This window comes from Streptomyces sp. NPDC005878, from assembly GCF_040629815.1.
Classification (GTDB): Bacteria; Actinomycetota; Actinomycetes; order Streptomycetales; family Streptomycetaceae; genus Streptomyces.
In genome coordinates this window covers 1-15878 of record NZ_JBEXWK010000009.1, presented here as the reverse complement: position 1 = coordinate 15878, position 15878 = coordinate 1, and the positions used below count along the sequence as shown (strand labels likewise).

The 15878-nt window shown below is 72.0% G+C and carries 15 protein-coding genes; 3 read left to right on the top strand and 12 right to left on the bottom strand.

What is annotated here, in order from left to right; genetic code table 11:
• Positions 1-3 precede the first annotated feature (3 nt).
• The 11 genes from ABZ404_RS16165 to ABZ404_RS16115 form a co-directional block, all read right to left on the bottom strand.
• Positions 4-882 carry an alpha/beta fold hydrolase gene (locus ABZ404_RS16165; protein ID WP_358832642.1) on the bottom strand — a complete coding sequence of 293 codons (879 nt, stop codon included), beginning with the start codon at positions 880-882 and terminating at the stop codon, positions 4-6.
• 130 nt (positions 883-1012) lie between these two features.
• A complete protein-coding gene (locus ABZ404_RS16160; RefSeq protein ID WP_358832641.1) occupies positions 1013-2515 on the bottom strand; it encodes an FAD-dependent monooxygenase in 1503 nt (500 codons plus the stop codon).
• Between the two features lie 86 nt (positions 2516-2601).
• The gene (locus tag ABZ404_RS16155; RefSeq protein ID WP_358832640.1) at positions 2602-4077 is read right to left on the bottom strand and encodes an FAD-dependent monooxygenase; all 1476 of its coding nucleotides are present in this window, start codon (positions 4075-4077) and stop codon (positions 2602-2604) included.
• Between the two features lie 7 nt (positions 4078-4084).
• Positions 4085-5020 carry an aromatase/cyclase gene (locus ABZ404_RS16150; RefSeq protein ID WP_358832639.1) on the bottom strand — a complete coding sequence of 312 codons (936 nt, stop codon included), beginning with the start codon at positions 5018-5020 and terminating at the stop codon, positions 4085-4087.
• Between the two features lie 29 nt (positions 5021-5049).
• Positions 5050-5835: a 3-oxoacyl-ACP reductase FabG gene (gene fabG, locus ABZ404_RS16145; RefSeq protein WP_358832638.1), complete on the bottom strand. Its 786-nt coding sequence runs from the start codon at positions 5833-5835 to the stop codon at positions 5050-5052.
• 23 nt (positions 5836-5858) lie between these two features.
• A complete protein-coding gene (locus ABZ404_RS16140) occupies positions 5859-6125 on the bottom strand; it encodes an acyl carrier protein (protein ID WP_358832637.1) in 267 nt (88 codons plus the stop codon).
• 62 nt (positions 6126-6187) lie between these two features.
• Complete coding sequence (locus ABZ404_RS16135; RefSeq protein WP_358832636.1) at positions 6188-7396, bottom strand: ketosynthase chain-length factor; 1209 nt, start codon at positions 7394-7396, stop codon at positions 6188-6190.
• Positions 7393-8667 carry a beta-ketoacyl-[acyl-carrier-protein] synthase family protein gene (locus tag ABZ404_RS16130; RefSeq protein WP_358832635.1) on the bottom strand — a complete coding sequence of 425 codons (1275 nt, stop codon included), beginning with the start codon at positions 8665-8667 and terminating at the stop codon, positions 7393-7395. The genes ABZ404_RS16135 and ABZ404_RS16130 overlap by 4 nt, the downstream gene beginning before the upstream one ends.
• Positions 8664-8993, bottom strand: coding sequence for a TcmI family type II polyketide cyclase (locus tag ABZ404_RS16125; protein ID WP_358832634.1), 330 nt, complete (start codon positions 8991-8993; stop codon positions 8664-8666). Before ABZ404_RS16125 ends, ABZ404_RS16130 begins: the two co-directional genes overlap by 4 nt.
• A 423-nt stretch (positions 8994-9416) precedes the next feature.
• Complete coding sequence (locus tag ABZ404_RS16120; protein ID WP_358832633.1) at positions 9417-10106, bottom strand: antibiotic biosynthesis monooxygenase family protein; 690 nt, start codon at positions 10104-10106, stop codon at positions 9417-9419.
• A gap of 54 nt (positions 10107-10160) precedes the next feature.
• Positions 10161-11630, bottom strand: coding sequence for an FAD-dependent monooxygenase (locus tag ABZ404_RS16115; protein WP_358832632.1), 1470 nt, complete (start codon positions 11628-11630; stop codon positions 10161-10163).
• A gap of 143 nt (positions 11631-11773) precedes the next feature.
• On the opposite strand from ABZ404_RS16115, the gene ABZ404_RS16110 reads away from it, so the two are divergent.
• Positions 11774-12220: a nuclear transport factor 2 family protein gene (locus ABZ404_RS16110; protein WP_358832631.1), complete on the top strand. Its 447-nt coding sequence runs from the start codon at positions 11774-11776 to the stop codon at positions 12218-12220.
• Between the two features lie 96 nt (positions 12221-12316).
• Here the strand turns inward: ABZ404_RS16110 and ABZ404_RS16105 are convergent, their stop codons facing one another.
• Complete coding sequence (locus ABZ404_RS16105) at positions 12317-12733, bottom strand: PPOX class F420-dependent oxidoreductase (RefSeq protein ID WP_358836600.1); 417 nt, start codon at positions 12731-12733, stop codon at positions 12317-12319.
• Positions 12734-12904: 171 nt separating this feature from the next.
• Between ABZ404_RS16105 and ABZ404_RS16100 the strand changes: the two genes are divergently transcribed.
• Both ABZ404_RS16100 and ABZ404_RS16095 read left to right on the top strand, forming a co-directional pair.
• Positions 12905-13495 (top strand): helix-turn-helix domain-containing protein, encoded by a 591-nt coding sequence (locus ABZ404_RS16100; RefSeq protein WP_358836599.1) that lies wholly within the window; start codon positions 12905-12907, stop codon positions 13493-13495.
• A gap of 82 nt (positions 13496-13577) precedes the next feature.
• Positions 13578-15749, top strand: a complete 2172-nt coding sequence (locus ABZ404_RS16095) for a RecQ family ATP-dependent DNA helicase (protein ID WP_358836598.1) — start codon at positions 13578-13580, stop codon at positions 15747-15749.
• Positions 15750-15878 lie beyond the last annotated feature (129 nt).

Below are 15878 nucleotides of genomic sequence, written 5' to 3'. Positions count from 1 at the left end.
TGCTCAGGCATCGCGTCCCGCCCTGGTGATGCAGTCCTCCAGGAACGCGAGCGTGCGCAGGTGGTAGGAGCGGGCCGCCCAGCCGAGGCTGATGTTGTGGCCGGCGTCCGGCTGGCGGTCGACGACGATGCGGGGTGCGGAGGTGAGCTGGGCGGCGAGGTCGGCGAGGTCCTGCTCGCCGTGGAGCCACCAGCCCTCGTGCTCGGCGAAGGTGAGCCGGACGGGGATGCGCACGCGCGGTGCCAGCGCCGCGAACAGCTCGGGCCAGCGCGGCAGTTCGTCCGCCTCGCGCTCCGGCATCGGCGCCACCAGGGCGCCGCTGCTGCGGAAGGTGTTCGGCGGGTAGAGCCGCAGCGGCCCCCAGTGGCGGGCGATGTGCTTGAGGCCCTTGCGGATCACGCCCGGGGTGACGGCGTAGCGGTGGCCGCAGCCGGAGATGTCGAGGCCGAGGAGGCCGTCGCCGGTGCAGTGGGCGGCGGCGGAGAGCGCCAGCTTGCCGCCGAAGGAGTGGGCGACGAGCAGGATGCCCGCGCCGGTGGGGTAGTTGGCGGTGAAGTCGTCGATCCCGGCGCGCAGCACGTCGGTCTGGTCGGCGACGGTGAGGCCTTCGGGCAGCTGGGCGGCGGAGTGCCCGTACCCGGGCCGGTCGACGGCCAGGACCGTGTAGCCGAGCCGGGCGCCCAGGGTGAGCAGCGACAGCTCGGGGTGGGCCTGGCCGTCGAAGTACCCGGCGTTCATGCCGCCGCCGTGGACGGCGACGACGGTGGCGCGGGGTGTGCCTTCCGGCTCGCACAGCAACGCGGACAGGGTGACACCGCCCGCGTCCAGGGTGATCCTGCGGACGCCCTGGGAGACGGCGCCCGGTGCGAGCGTGCTTTCCATCAATGCCCCCGTTTGCGTTGAGGTTCGTTTCACCGCGGCCCCGCGCCCCCGAAGGGGAGCGGGGAACCGCGCGACCAGCCACCGACGGCCCGCGGACGCGGGGCCGCCTTCGGAACCGAGCTCTCCCGCGTCACGAACCCGCCGGACCGAACCACTGCCCGAGGGCGGCCTCCAGGCCCGAGACGTCGTCCCCGGCCCAGGCGACGTATCCGTCGGGCCGTACGAGCACGGCACCCGCGCCCGCGAGCGGGTCGGTACCGCCGTCCACCGGCTTGGCCGAGGCCGTGACGACATCGACCCGCCCCTGCCACGCGGCGGCGGCGCCCCGTACGGCCGAGGAGTCGCCCAGGTCGAGCAGCACCCCACGAGCCGGGTGCAGCAGCGCCGTGGTGCTGGTCTCGGCGTCCGCCAGGACCAGCGTGCGCGGCGGGATCCGCCGGCCCACCAGCGGGTGGCCGCCGCCCAGCTCGTACCGGATGTCCAGACCGCTGACGATGCCCGCCAGATGCCGCTTGACGTCGTCGTACTGGATGAGCTCACCGAAGAGCTGGCGCAGCGGGTCCGCCTCGGGGCCGCCGAGGAAGACCATCCCCTGCGCGCGGGTGTTCATCAGCAGCCGCGCCCCCACCGGGTGGCGCTCGCCGTGGTACGTGTCGAGCAGCCCCTCCGGCGCCGTCCCGGTGACCTCCGCGGCCAGCTTCCAGCCGAGGTTGGCCGCGTCCTGGACGCCGGTGCTCAGGCCCTGGCCGCCGGCCGGGAGGTGGATGTGGGCGGCGTCGCCGACCAGCAGGACCCGGCCGCGCCGGTATTCCGAGGCCTGCCGGGTGGCGTCGCTGAAGAAGCTCACCCACTCGGCGCCGCCGTGCGAGATGTCCTCGCCGGTGATCGACTGCCAGGCCGCGGCGACCTCCTCGAAGGAGACCGACTCGCCGCTGTCGCGCGCGGGCGCGTTGTCGGGGCAGACGATGATCCGGTCCACGCCCGGGGCGAGCGGGGCCGCCATCACCATGCCGTTGTTGAGCCGCTCGCCCAGGAAGCGCGGGCGCAGCTCGCAGCCGGTGACGTCGGCGAGGAACATCGCCCGGGTCGCGGAGGTGCCGGGGAAGTCGAATCCGGCGGCCTCGCGCACCACGCTCCGGCCGCCGTCGGCGCCCACCAGGTAGGAGGCGCGCAGCTTGCGTACCGCGTTGGGCGTCTGGACGGTGATCTCGACGTCGTCGCCGTCCAGGAAGCCGTCGGTCAGCTCCAGGAACTCCCAGCCGCGCCGGATGTCGACGCCCAGCTCCCGCGCCCACTCCTCCAGGACCGCCTCGGTCTTGTACTGCGGGATGCCGCGCGCCCCGAAGTGCCCGTCCTCCAGGACGGTGTAGTCGAACTGCACACCGCCGAAGTGGCCCATGGGGCTGATCTCCAGCGTCTCGCCCTGGCCGAACCGGGGCAGCAGCCCGCGCTGGTCGAAGATCTCCATGGCGCGGGCGGTGAAGCCCAGGCCCCGGGACTGCCCGGTGGGCTTCGCCAGCCGTTCGACGACGACGACCCGTGCCCCGCCCAGGCGCAGCTCGCCGGCGAGCATCAGACCGGTCGGACCCGCGCCGACGATGATGACATCGGTGTCCACGGCTGTCCCCTCCATAGTGTTCCCTTTCCTGGACGTGCCCGGTGGTTCCCTGTCCTGCTGGGAGTCGTACGGTCGTGCGCGGGGGTGGGGTGGTGCGTGAGTCAGCGCGAGGGGCCGAACCAGCGCTCCAGGGCCTCGCTCAGCCCGGCGCCGTCGGTGTCCGGCGCGCCCGCCCAGGCCACGTGGCCGTCGGGGCGGACCAGGACGGCGCCCGCACCCTGGAGGGCGCCGTCCTTCTCCGGCGCGGCGGGCAGCACGGTGACCCGGTCGGCCCAGCCGGAGGTGTCCGGCAGCGCCGCACCGCCGCCGGACAGATCGAGGAGCACACCGCGTGCGGTGCGCAGCAACTGGGCCGTGTGCACCGGGCCTTCGCCGGTGGTCAGGCCCGTGTCCGGCAGCCGGGCGCCGAGCAGCGGGTGCCCGGGGCCGCCGACGTCGTAGCGGATGTCGAGACCGCTGATCATCCCGGCGAGTTGCGCCCGGACGTCGTCGTGGGTGAGGAGCTCGGTGAGGACCGAGCGCAGCGGCTCGACCTCGGGCCCGCCGAGCAGCAGCATGGCCTGCGCCCTGATGTTGGACAGGACGCGCCGGCCGACCTCGTGGCGCTCGGTGTGGTACGTGTCGAGCAGGGCCTCGGGGGCCGCGCCGCCCAGGTGCAGGGCGAGCTTCCAGCCGAGGTTGAAGGCGTCCTGGAGGCCCAGGTTGAGGGCCTGGCCGCCGATGGGCATCTGGCGGTGGGCCGCGTCCCCGGCGAACAGGATCCTGCCGTGGCGGTAGCGGGTGAGCTGGCGGTTGGCGTCGCCGAACGCGTTCGCCCACAGCGGGGTCCCGCCGCTGATGTCCTCGCCCGTGACGCGCTTCCAGACCGCCGCGATCTCCCCGAACTCCGGGTCGGCGGTGCGCGGTTCGGCGTGGGAGCCGAACTCGTGCACCATCACCCGGGTCACCCCGTCCCGGGTCGCGGCGATGGCGAGCCCGGCCGGGAGCCGCTCGAAGCGGCGGTTGGGGATGGTGACCCCGGCCACGTCCGCCCGCAGCAGCTCGCGGCCGGCGTCGTTGCCGGGGAACTCGGCCCCGATGAGGCGGCGCACGGTGGAGTCCTCGCCGTCGCACCCGACGAGGAAGCCGCCGCGCACCACGACCGTGCCGTCGGGCCCGGCCGCCGTCGCCTCCACGAACTCGCCCCGGTCGACGACCTCGCGCAGCTCGTGGCCGCGCCGCAGGTCCACGCCGAGCGAGAGCGCCCACTCCTGGAGCAGGGCCTCGGACCGGGTCTGGGGCATCTTCCACTGCCCCGGGAAGGGGCTGGGCAGGGTGAGGTCCATGGGGATGCCGCCGAAGTGGCCGCGCGGCTCGTTCGGCGGCGTCCCGAAGACACCGAGCAGGCCGCGGCTGTCGAGGAGCTCCATGGTGCGGGCGTGCAGCGTGGAGGCCCTCGACTCCGTGGTGGGAGCGGCCCGCTGTTCCAGGACGACCACCTCGGCGCCGCCGAGGCGCAGCTCACCGGCGAGCAGGAGCCCGACGGGGCCGGCGCCGACGACGACGACCTGGGTGTCGAGGCGGTCCGTGGTGGTCATCTCCGGTTCAGCCCTTCGACTCGGCGTACGTCTTGGCGTGGTTGAGCGTGGCCGTGCTGTTGGTCGACAGCGCGGTGTGCACGTACTCACGGGCGTCCGCGACGGTGGCCTCGGGGCCGAGGATCTTCGCGATGTTGTCCGTGTTGAGGGTGACGGTGTGCTGCGAGGAGGCGGCCGTGCCCTCGGGGGTCTCCTCGAACGTCCAGATCCCGGTGTGCAGGGTCATCAGCGCGGGCAGCGTGACCTGCTTGTACGCGATCTTGTAGTTCGGGAAGGTCACCCGGTACGACTTGGTGGTGTGCACCGAGCCGTCCTTGGCGCGGGTGTCCATCTCCAGGGTCTGGAGCCCGGGGGTGTCCTCGGTCAGCCGGACCACGGCCACGTGCGGCAGCCGCTCGGACCACCGGTCCGCCTCGTTGATGAAGTCGAACAGGTCCTTGGGCGAGCCCTGGACGATGACGGTGTCGGTGAACGAGAACGTCACCTCCTCGGTCGCGTGGGCCAGTTCGACGTTCTGCTTGAGCGCGGCCAGCTCCGAGCGGCTGTTCTTGTCGACGGCCTCGTCGATCCAGGCCAGGCCCTCGGGGTCGTCGTCGATGGCCCGGTAGTCGTGGAGCAGCCGGACCCGCGAGGAGTTCTCCCCCAGGGTCTCGATGATCCAGGTGCCGCCCATCGCCGCGACCGGAGGCGTGGTGACCTCCTGGCGGAAGGTGATCCGCAGGGCCTCGGGGTCCAGCTCGCGGTGCGAGGTCCAGTTCTTGGCCTCGCCGTTGGCGGTGGCCCAGATCCGGATGCGCTCGTGGTTGCCGTTCTCCCCGACCTGGTCCACGTAGATGGTGGGCGGGAAGATCCGCGGCCAGTTGGTCACCTCCGCCAGCAGCCGGTACACCGCTGCGGCGGGGGCGTCGATGGTGATCTCGTGCTCGACCTCACGGGTCGTCATATCCGCTGCTCCTTCGGGTACGTGGCGGATCAGAAGTTGCCGAGTCCGCCGCAGACGTTGAGCGCCTGCGCGGTGATGGAGGCGGCGGTGTCGGAGGCGAGGTAGCCGACCAGACCGGCGACCTCGTCCGGGGTGGAGTAGCGGCCGAGCGGGATCTTGGCCTGGAACTTCTCCAGGATCGCGTCCTCGGAGGTGGAGTAGGCGGCCGCGTAGCCCTGGCGCACGCGCTGGGCCATCGGCGTCTCGACGTACCCCGGGCAGACGGCGTTGACCGTGATGCCGGTGGGGGCGAGCTCGTTGCCGAGCGCCTTGGTGAAGCCGACCACGCCGTGCTTGGAGGCCGAGTAGGGGGCGCCGAGCACGACGCCCTGCTTGCCGGCGGTGGAGGCGATGTTGATGATCCGGCCGCGGTCCTTGTGGCGCATGCCGCCGGTGTTCAGCACCTCGCGGGTCACCCGGAAGACGCTGTTCAGGTTGGTGTCGATGACGGCGTCCCACAGCTCGTCCTCGATGTCGGCGGTCACCCCGCCGCCCGACCGGCCGGCGTTGTTGACCAGCACGTCGACGGTGCCGAAGCGGTCGACGGCCGACTGCACGAAGGCCTTGACGCTGGCGGCGTCGGTGACGTCGAGCGCCGAGCCGTCGGCCTCGAAGCCCTCGCCCTGGAGCTGCTTGACGGTCTCGGCGACGTTGTCGGCGTTGCGCGCGCCGATGAAGACGCGGTGCCCCTGGGAGGCGAGCAGCCGGGCCACGGAGAGCCCGATGCCGCTCGTGGCACCCGTCACCAGTGCGACCCGTGCGGTGTTCTCGGTCATGTCGTTCTTCCTTGTCGAAAGGCTCAGGCGGCGGACGCGGAGGAGAGCTGGGCGTTGACGACCTCGATGAGGGCGCGCGGGGTGGTGGCGTCGGTCAGCGCGTCGTCGTCCAGCGAGATGCCGTACTCACGCTCGATCCGGCCGCCCGTCTCCAGCAGGGCGAGCGACTCGTAGCCCAGGACCTCGAACTCGGTGTCCAGGATGTCGCCGTCCAGGTCGACGCCCTCGTCGGCGCCCGCTGCCTCGAGGAGGATGCGCTTGAGGTCGTCGAGGGTGAACGTGGTGGCCATGTGGGGTTTCCCTTTCTTAGGTGTACGGCGTTGCCGGATGTCTGGGGCGGTACCGCGGAGCGCTAGGCGCGGACGACCACGGCCGAGTTGAAGCCCCCGTAACCGCGGGCCAGGACCAGGGCGGTGCGCACCTCGGCGGTGCGCGGCTCCCCCAGGACCAGGTCCAGGTCGTACTCGGCGGCGGGGTCGGTGTGGACGGTCGGCGGGATCAGGCCGTCCTTGATGGCGAGGAACGCGGCGGCCAGGTCCAGGGGTGCCGCGCCCGAGTAGAGCCGTCCGGTCATCGTCTTGGGCGCGGTGACCGCGACCCCCCGGGTACCGAAGACCGCGTTGATCGCCTCGGCCTCCTGCCGGTCGAGCTCCGGGTCGGCGGCCGCATCGGCGAAGACCACGTCCACGTCGCCCGGGGCGACCCCCGCGTCGGCCAGGGCGAGTTCGATGGCCTTGCGCAGGCCCGGCGGACGGCCGGAGCCGGCCCTGGGGTCGATGGTCGAGCCGTAGCCGGCGACCTCGCCGTAGATCCGGGCGCCGCGGGCGCGGGCCGACTCGGCGTCCTCCATGATCAGGATCGCGCCGCCCTCGCCGGGCACGTACCCCGCGGCCTCGCGGTCGAAGGGCAGGTAGGCGCGGTTCGGCTCCTCGCTGGTGGAGAGCCGGTCGCTGGCCAGCTGCGCCACCCAGCCCCACGGGCAGACCGAGGCGTCGATGGCGCCGGAGACGATCAGCGCGGTGCCCTTGCGGATCTGGCGGCGGGCCTGCGCCACGGCGTCGAGGCCGCCGGCCTGGTCGCTGACGACCACGCCGCTCGGGCCCTTCATCCCGTTGCGGATGGAGATCTGGCCGCTGTTGACCGCGTAGAACCAGGCGAAGGACTGGTACGCCGAGACGTACTGGCTGCCCTTGGACCACAGGGCCTGGAGCTCGTTCTGGCCGAACTCGAATCCGCCGGCCGCGCTCGCGGTCACCACGCCCATGTCGAACTCGGGCAGTTCGGAGGGGGTGATGCCCGCGTCGGCGAGCGCCCAGTCGGTCGCGACCAGCGCGAGGCGGGTCACCCGGTCGGTCTGCGGCAGCAGCCGGCTCGGCAGCAGGTCCTCGGCGACGAAGCCGGGGACCTCGCCGGCCAGCTTGGCCGGGTAGGACGACGGGTCGAAGCGGGTGATGCGGCCGATGCCGCTCTTGCCACCGACGGTCGCCGCCCAGTAGTCCTGGATGCCGAGCCCGTTGGGGGACGCCACCCCCAGGCCGGTGACCACCACGGACGACGTCATGCGAGGTTCCTCTCGGGACGGGCGAGCACCACGGCGCTCTGGAATCCACCGAAGCCGCTGCCGACCGAGAGCACCGCGTCGGTCCGCTGGTCGCGGGCCGTGAGCGGGACGTAGTCCAGGTCGCACTCCGGGTCGGGCGTGTGCAGGTTCGCCGTGGGGGGTACGACGTTGTACTCCATGGCGAGCGCCGAGGCGGCGATCTCGATCGAGCCGATCGCGCCCAGCGAGTGGCCCACCATCGACTTGATGGAGCTCATCGGGATCCGGTACGCGTGGTCCCCGAGGCTGCGCTTGACGGCCGCCGTCTCGTGGCGGTCGTTCTGCTTGGTGCCGGAGCCGTGGGCGTTGACGTAGTCGATCTGGTCGCCGTTCATCCGCGCCTCGTCGAGCGCCACGCGGATCGCCTCGGCCATCTCCGCGCCGTCGGGGCGCAGTCCGGTCATGTGGTACGCGTTGGAGCGCGTGGCGTAGCCGGCGATCTCCGCGTAGATGTGGGCGCCGCGCCGCCGGGCGCTCTCCAGCTCCTCCAGGACGAAGAAGGCGGTGCCCTCGCCGAGGACGAAGCCGTTGCGCGAGTTGTCGAAGGGGCGCGAGGCCGTCTCCGGCTCGTCGTGGCGGTTGGTCGTCGCCTTGATCGCGTCGAAGCACGCCATGGTGATCGGCGAGATCGGCGCGTCCGAGGAACCGGCGATCATGACGTCGGCGGAGCCCTCGCGGATCAGCTCGACGGCGTAGCCGACGGAGTCGATGCCGGAGGTGCAGCCGGTGGAGACCACGGTGCTGGGGCCCTCGGCGCCGACCGCCCAGGCGACCTCGGCCGCGAAGGAGCTCGGCACGAGGTGGTTGTAGAGGTGCGGGACGGCGTACTCGTGGTCGACCAGGTCGAGCCGGCCGCCGTCGCTGACGACCCGGTACTCCTCGTCGAGGCCCATGGTCGCGCCGACCGCGCTGCCGACGGTGACACCGATCCGGTACGGGTCGAGGGCCCCCAGCTCCAGGCCGCTGTCGGCGACCGCGCCGCGCGAGGCGACGACGGCGAACTGCCCGGCGCGGTCCATGCGCCGGACCTCCTGCGGGCTCAGGCCGTGCTCGTACGGATCGAAGTCGATCTCGGCCGCCACCCGGGAGCGGAACGGCGTGGGGTCGAAGAAGGTGATCCCACGCGTCGCCGTGCGGCCCTCGCTGAGGAGGCTCCAGAAGTTCTTGGTGCCGATTCCACCCGGGGCGAGCACCTCCATCCCCGTGATGACGACCCTGCGAGGCGTTGTCACGCGCCCGCCTCCCAGTTGTAGAAGCGCGCGGCCATGGCGTCGGCGGGTGAGCGCCAGGTGGCCGGGTCGTACGCCTGGATGAACGGCTTGAGGTCCTCGCTGATCCCGACGAACCGCGGGTCGTTCTTGGCGGCCTCGATCAGCTGACCGCCGTTGTCCACGTCGAAGTCCTGGAGGTGGAAGTAGAGGCCCCGGTAGGAGAACAGCTGGCGGCGCCGCGTCCCCATCCGGTGCGGCATGTCCGTCGCGTCGAACTCGGCGAACAGCTTGGCGACGTCGGTGCTCGAACCGGGTTCCATGCGGGCGACGATCAGCGTGCTGTGCATACGTTTTCGCTCCTCAGCGGTTGCGGTTGATCCGGCACTGGCCCGGCTCCCGGCGCGTACGACGTCGGACGCGCCCGGACAGGAGGGCCATGAACGGGAGTTGAGCGAGGAGATCAGCGGTGGCGAACCACGCCCCGGATCATGTATTCAAGGGTCTTCTGATCCCGCTCGCCGTTCAAGGCGCCCCGGTTCAGGTCTACGTCCGGTTCGGTCAGGTTCCGCAAATACACCGCAGCCATGTCAGAGAACACGCAACGAAGAGCAGCGGGGCGGTGCGTAATTGTCACGTCGGCGTCAGGTGCCGTCAGGTGGCGGACCGGAGCGTCTTGTGGGCGCGACCGGGCCGGAAATGCCGGAACGCCCGGCTCCATAAACGGAGCCGGGCGTTTCGTGAGGTGCGGTGGTGCGTTTTCGCGCCGGGTTTTACTGGCCGGCGGCGCGGGTGTGGACGACCCGGTAGGTGTTGGAGTCCACCGACGTCAGGAGCGAGCCGGTGCGCTTCTCCGCGTCCAGCCGGGCGGCGGGCTTGTCGTCCTGCGCGACGGCCTGGTAGGCGTCGAACGCCTCCTTGCTCTCCCACTGCGAGTAGGAGACCACGAAGGAGCCCTCCAGGCCGCGGGCGGCGACACCCCTGAGGACCGTGTGGGAGACGTAGCCGGGAACGTCGCTGAGGAACTTCATCGACGGGCCGAGCGCGTCCACCAGGGCGTCCTGGTTCTTCTCCTCGACACCGAAGACGGCGATCACGGTGTAGTCGGAGCGCTCCGGGGAGATCTCGACGTCCCCGCCCGACTTGGTCTGGGAGTACGCGATCTCGTTCTGGAGCAGCCGGATGGAGGTGGTCAGCTCGCCGAAGAGCGGGAGCGTGCGGTGCTTGAACTCCTCGCCGTCGTAGCGGTCCTCCAGGTCGGCGCGGCTGCGCCACTGGATGAAGTTGGCCGTGCCCGGCTTGTCCACACCGGCGTGCACGGTGGAGGACATCCAGCCCGGGTAGGCCGCCGCGTCGACGATCTCGCGCATCGCGCCGAGCAGACCCTCCTGCTTCTCCGGGGCGTCCGTGGAGAAGAGGTTGAGGACGGTGAGGTGCTTGTCATCGCTGGAGATCTTGGGCATGTTCTTCGCTTCCTTCGGGGTACGGGTATGAGAGAACCGGGCGTCGGGCCCTGCTCAGTTGGGCCGGCCGAACCATCGGTTGAGGGCGTCGACGAGCCCCTCCGTGCGCGAAGCGGAGGGGGAGACCCAGGCGACGTAGCCGTCGGGGCGCACCAGGAAGGCGTCCAGACCGGCGTCGCAGTCGTGCTGCTCGGCGGTGACCGTGGTGATACGGTCGGCCCAGCCCGCGGCGAGCGACCGCAGGTGGGAGTCGTCGGTGAGGTCGAACAGGACGGCCTTGCCGGCCGCCAGCAGCTCGAAGTTGGTGGTCTTCTCGCCGTCGACCACCAGTTCCTCGTCCTTGAGACGGCGGCCGAGGAGCGGATGGTCGCCCTCGCCCACGTCGTGGCGGATGTCGAGTCCGGTGACCATCCCGATCAGCTTCTTCTGGACGTCCTCGAACTCGGTGAGCTCGGTGAAGACGTCGAGCAGCGGGGTGATCTCGTCGCCGCCCAGGTAGAGGATCCGCTGGGCGAGGGTGTTGGTGAGCACCCGGGCGCCGACCGGGTGGCGCTCGGAGTGGTACGTGTCGAGCAGGCCCTCGGGAGCCTGTCCCTTGATCTCCAGGGCGAGCTTCCAGCCGAGGTTCACCGCGTCCTGCACGCCGGCGCTCATTCCCTGCGCGCCGATGGGCAGATGGATGTGCGCGGCGTCGCCGGCCAGGAAGACCCGGCCCTTGCGGTACTCGGCGGCCTGGCGGCTCACATCGGTGGTGGTGGAGACCCAGTGCACCGTGGCGCCGCTGATGTCCTCGCCGGACAAGCGCTTGAACGCCTCGGCCACCTCGTCGAAGGTGATCGGGTCCGGGCTCTTGCGGAGCGGCTCGCTCCGGTCGAAGTAGACGATCCGGCAGCGCTCTGGGCCGAGCGGCAGCACCATGACCATGCCGCCGGGCACCCGCTCCCCGCTGAAGCGCGGGCGCAGCGGCACCCCGCTGATGTCGGCGAACCGCAGCTCGATGGCCGGGTCGGTGCCGGGGAAGTCGATGCCCGCGAGCTTGCGCACCGCGCTGCGGGCGCCGTCCGCGCCCACCAGGTAGCGGCCGCGCAGGGTGGCCTGCCCCTCGGGCGTGGTCACCTCCACGGTGACCCCGTCGGCGCCGTCCTCCAGACCGGTGACCTCGACCCCGCGGCGGACCTCGGCGCCCAGCTGCCCGGCCCAGCCGGCCAGCACGCCCTCGGTGCGCGACTGGGGGATGCCCCGGGCCCCGTAGGAGCCGCCCTCGACCAACCGGTAATCGATGGACACTCCGCCGAAATGGCCGACCGGAATGACGTCCACGCCACCGAATCGCTCCAGCAGCCCGCGCTGGCCGAATTCCTCGATGGTCCGCGCGGAGAATCCCAGCGCACGCGACTGCTGTATCGGCTCGGCAAGGCGGTCGACGACAATCACGGACACGCCGTTCAGGCGCAGTTCGCCTGCGAGCATGAGTCCTGTGGGGCCGGCTCCCGCGATAATTACGTCCGCGTCAAAGTTATCCATCTACCCTCTTCCGACTGGCGTTTCTCCAGTATCCCGAGGGCCCCGGTGAGCGTAAATAGCTGCTAGTACAGGCCTTTGACAAGTACGTCAACTCTGCTACAAGGAGTCTTGGTCAGAGGCCTGTTCCGGCGTCATCCTCAACCATGACCTCAAGCCGATCCACCGCCGATGTCGCGGGACTGCTCGACCGCTACCTGATCAATCTGGACGACGACAAGCTCGACGACGCCTGGGCCCGGGGGCTCTTCACCGAGGACGCCGTCGTGGAGTTCCCGATGAGCCGGCACGAGGGGATCGCGGGCCTCGCCGAGTACCACAGCACCGCCCTCGCGGCCTTCGCCCGCACCCAGCACATCAACTCGCCCGCCGTGGTCGAGATCGACGGAGACCGGGCGACGCTGCGCGCCAACATCGTCTCCACCCATGTGCACCACCCCTCCGACCATCCGGAGGACGCCGAGCGCGACCCGATATTCGCCAACGGGAGCCTGGTGAGCGCCGAGGCCCGGCGCACCCCGGACGGCTGGCGGCTGAGCCTGCTGTCGCTGCGCATGATCTGGGTGACCGGCACCCCGCCCCGCAAGGGCTGAGACCCGCGACACGGGACGAGCGCGGCGGTACGGGAAGGAGGCTTCCCGTACCGCCGCGCTCGTCGTCGTCCCGCGCGCCCTCGCGTGCGTCGTTCCCTACACGTTGAGGCTCATCACCCGGTCGACCCGGATCTCGACCACCACGCGGCCGGGCGGGTTCGGCGGGCCCGAGCGGTAGCGCCGGGTGTAGCGGCGCGCGCCCTCGGTGACCCGCGCGGGCGCGTCCTGGACCGTGGCCGTGCCCTCCAGGGTGACCCAACTGAACCCCGCCACCTGGCAGATGGCGACCCGGGAGCCCGGCGCCGCGACCAGGTTGCGGGCCTTGCGGGAGGTGGACACCGTCATCACCCGGGCGAGTCCCGCCTCCGCGTCCCAGGTGAACCGCACCGGTGCCACGTGCGGGGACCCGTCGGGCCGGATCGTGGTCAGTACGCCGATGTGCGGCTCCGTCAGGAATGCCTCCACCGACGCCGACACCTCCGGCGCACTCGTACGCCCCAGGGGCAACGACATCGTGTTCGTCCTTCCGTCTCACGGCAGCTACCAGGCCATTGTCAACACCCGGGGTCCACCTGGGGAACCGACTGGGCAACTGCGAACCGCATACCCCAACTGGCGTGAAGTCGGGGCTGGTTCAGTGTGGGGAGGCAGGGCATAGTAGAGTCAAACGGAGGGAGGTTCCGTATGCCAACGTCAACGCCGGTCAGTGAGAGCGGTGGCCGCCGGCTCCGGGCTGACGCGGAGCGCAACCGGGCCCGGGTCCTGAACGCCGCGCGCGAGCTCTTCGCGGAACGCGGCGCCAACGTGTCCATGGACGAGGTGGCCCGGCACGCCGAGGTCGGCGTGGGCACGCTCTACCGTCACTTCCCCACCAAGGAAGCGATGGTCGTGGCGGCCTCCCAGCAGCGCTTCGGCGAGATCCTCACGTACTACCGCACGGTGTGCCGCGAGTCGGCCGAGCCCCTTGAGGCGCTCCAGATGCTGCTCACCCGGGTCGGCGAGGTGGAGGCGCGCGACCGGGGCTTCGCCAGCGTCATCGGCGGCACGCTCGGCTCCGAGGGACCGCCCAGCACCATGCGCGCCGACCTGGAGGCCGAGCTGGTGGACCTGGTCGGCAAGGGCCAGGCGGCCGGCTCCATCCGCACCGACATCGCCGGCGCCGACATCCTCGCCCTGACCTGCGGCCTCACCTCGATCGTGCACCGCCGCAGCGGGGACTGGCGGCGCTACATCGACATCGTGCTCGACGGTCTGCGCTCGAAGCACACGCCGTAGCGGCCCGCTCCCGGGGGCGCCGCGCGCCCGGCGGGCGCCCTCGGGCGGGCCGGATGTCAGAGGTGTCCTGTTGTATGGGGGCATGAACGACACGAGCACCACGGATCTGCGCACCCGGGCCGACGCCGTCCTGGCCCGCCTCGTCGGCGACCCCACGGGGGCGGCCCGGCTGCGCGAGGACCAGTGGCGCGCCATCGAGGCGCTCGTCGCCGAGGGGCGCCGGGCGCTGGTCGTCCAGCGCACCGGCTGGGGCAAGTCCGCGGTGTACTTCGTGGCGACCTCGCTGCTGCGCGAGCGCGGCAGCGGCCCCACCGTGATCGTCTCCCCGCTGCTCGCCCTGATGCGCAACCAGGTGGAGGCCGCCGCCCGCGCGGGCATCCGCGCCCGCACGATCAACTCCTCGAACACCGAGGAGTGGGAGACCGTCCAGGCCGAGGTGGCCGCCGGCGAGGTCGACGTCCTGCTGGTGAGCCCCGAGCGCCTCAACAACCCGGACTTCCGCGACGAGGTGCTGCCCAAGCTGTCGGCGGCCACCGGTCTGCTCGTGGTCGACGAGGCGCACTGCATCTCGGACTGGGGCCACGACTTCCGCCCGGACTACCGCAGGCTGCGCACCATGCTCGCCGAGCTCCCCCCGGGCGTCCCGGTCCTGGCGACGACGGCGACGGCCAACGCGCGCGTGACGGCCGACGTGGCGGAGCAGCTGGGGACGGGCGCGGACACCGACGCGCTGGTGCTGCGCGGCCCCCTGGACCGCGAGAGTCTGAGTCTGAACGTGCTGTCGCTGCCGGACGCGGCGCACCGGCTGGCCTGGCTCGCCGACCACCTGGACGAGCTGCCGGGCTCCGGGATCATCTACACGCTGACGGTCGCCGCCGCCGAGGAGGTCACCGCGTATCTGCGCCAGTGCAACCACACGGTCGCCTCCTACACGGGCCGCACGGAGAACGCAGACCGCCAGCAGGCCGAGGACGACCTGCTGGCCAACCGGGTCAAGGCGCTCGTCGCCACCTCCGCGCTCGGCATGGGCTTCGACAAGCCGGACCTCGGCTTCGTGGTCCACCTGGGCTCGCCCTCCTCCCCGATCGCCTACTACCAGCAGGTGGGCCGCGCGGGCCGCGGGGTGGAGCACGCGGAGGTGCTGCTGCTGCCGGGCAAGGAGGACGAGGCGATCTGGAAGTACTTCGCCTCGGTGGCCTTCCCGCCCGAGGAGCAGGTCCGCCGCACCCTGGACGTGCTGGCGCGGGCGGAGCGCCCGCTGTCGCTGCCCGCCCTGGAGCCGCTGGTGGAGCTGCGGCGCACCCGACTGGAGACCATGCTCAAGGTCCTCGACGTGGACGGCGCGGTCCACCGCGTCAAGGGCGGCTGGACGTCCACCGGCGAGCCGTGGGTGTACGACGCGGAGAGGTACGCGTGGGTGGCCCGCCAGCGGGAGGCCGAACAGCAGGCGATGCGGGACTACGCCTCGGCGACGGGCTGCCGGATGGAGTTCCTGCGGCGCCAGCTCGACGACGAGGAGGCGGCCCCCTGCGGGCGCTGCGACAACTGCGCGGGCGCCCGCTTCACGGCCGGTGTCTCGGGGACGGCGCTGGAGGCGGCCAGGGGCGAGCTCACCCGGCCGGGGGTCGAGATCGAGCCCCGCAAGATGTGGCCGACCGGGCTCGCGGCGGTCGGCGTGGACCTCAAGGGCCGTATCCCCGCCGGCGAACAGGCCTTCGCGGGCCGGGCGCTCGGCCGTCTCTCGGACATCGGCTGGGGCAACCGGCTGCGGCCCATGCTCGCCCCCCAGAGCCCCGACGGACCGGTTCCGGACGATGTGGTCGACGCCGTGGTGACGGTCCTGGCGGACTGGGCCAAGGGCCCCGGCGGCTGGGCCTCCGGCTCCCCCGACGCTCCGCCCCGGCCGGCCGGGGTGGTCACGGTCGCCTCGCTCACCCGCCCCCGGCTCGTGGAGTCGCTGGGCGCCCGGATCGCGGAGATCGGCCGCATGCCGCTGCTCGGCCGCGTCGAGTACGGGGAGGAGGCCGCCGGGTCCCGGGTTCCGGCGTCCAACAGCGCCCAGCGGGTGCGCGCCCTGCACCACGCGTTCACGGTGCCGGACGAGGTGGCCCGTGCGGTGCGGGAGGCGGGCGGCCCGGTGCTGCTGGTGGACGACCGGGCGGACACCGGCTGGACGCTGGCGGTGGCGGCCCGGCTGCTGCGCCGGGCGGGTGCGCAGGGGGTGTTTCCGCTGGTCCTCGCCGTCCAGGGATGACCGGCGGGGCCGGGGCGTGAGCGGGGGCGCGGCTGGGCAGGGATATGAGCGTCATACCCTCCGATTCCAGTCAGCTGGTCCATTTGCTCGTTGCCGCGTGCCCGTGAGCCAGCGAGAATTGGAGCCGCG

Bases quoted from the DNA above. Each gene is read 5' to 3' on its own strand.
- ABZ404_RS16165 (WP_358832642.1), bottom strand. From the start codon at position 882: ATGGAAAGCACGCTCGCACCGGGCGCCGTCTCCCAGGGCGTCCGCAGG.
- ABZ404_RS16160 (WP_358832641.1), bottom strand. From the start codon at position 2,515: ATGGAGGGGACAGCCGTGGACACCGATGTCATCATCGTCGGCGCGGGT.
- ABZ404_RS16155 (WP_358832640.1), bottom strand. From the start codon at position 4,077: ATGACCACCACGGACCGCCTCGACACCCAGGTCGTCGTCGTCGGCGCC.
- ABZ404_RS16150 (WP_358832639.1), bottom strand. From the start codon at position 5,020: ATGACGACCCGTGAGGTCGAGCACGAGATCACCATCGACGCCCCCGCC.
- fabG (WP_358832638.1), bottom strand. From the start codon at position 5,835: ATGACCGAGAACACCGCACGGGTCGCACTGGTGACGGGTGCCACGAGC.
- ABZ404_RS16140 (WP_358832637.1), bottom strand. From the start codon at position 6,125: ATGGCCACCACGTTCACCCTCGACGACCTCAAGCGCATCCTCCTCGAG.
- ABZ404_RS16135 (WP_358832636.1), bottom strand. From the start codon at position 7,396: ATGACGTCGTCCGTGGTGGTCACCGGCCTGGGGGTGGCGTCCCCCAAC.
- ABZ404_RS16125 (WP_358832634.1), bottom strand. From the start codon at position 8,993: ATGCACAGCACGCTGATCGTCGCCCGCATGGAACCCGGTTCGAGCACC.
- ABZ404_RS16120 (WP_358832633.1), bottom strand. From the start codon at position 10,106: ATGCCCAAGATCTCCAGCGATGACAAGCACCTCACCGTCCTCAACCTC.
- ABZ404_RS16115 (WP_358832632.1), bottom strand. From the start codon at position 11,630: ATGGATAACTTTGACGCGGACGTAATTATCGCGGGAGCCGGCCCCACA.
- ABZ404_RS16110 (WP_358832631.1), top strand. From the start codon at position 11,774: ATGACCTCAAGCCGATCCACCGCCGATGTCGCGGGACTGCTCGACCGC.
- ABZ404_RS16105 (WP_358836600.1), bottom strand. From the start codon at position 12,733: ATGTCGTTGCCCCTGGGGCGTACGAGTGCGCCGGAGGTGTCGGCGTCG.
- ABZ404_RS16100 (WP_358836599.1), top strand. From the start codon at position 12,905: ATGCCAACGTCAACGCCGGTCAGTGAGAGCGGTGGCCGCCGGCTCCGG.
- ABZ404_RS16095 (WP_358836598.1), top strand. From the start codon at position 13,578: ATGAACGACACGAGCACCACGGATCTGCGCACCCGGGCCGACGCCGTC.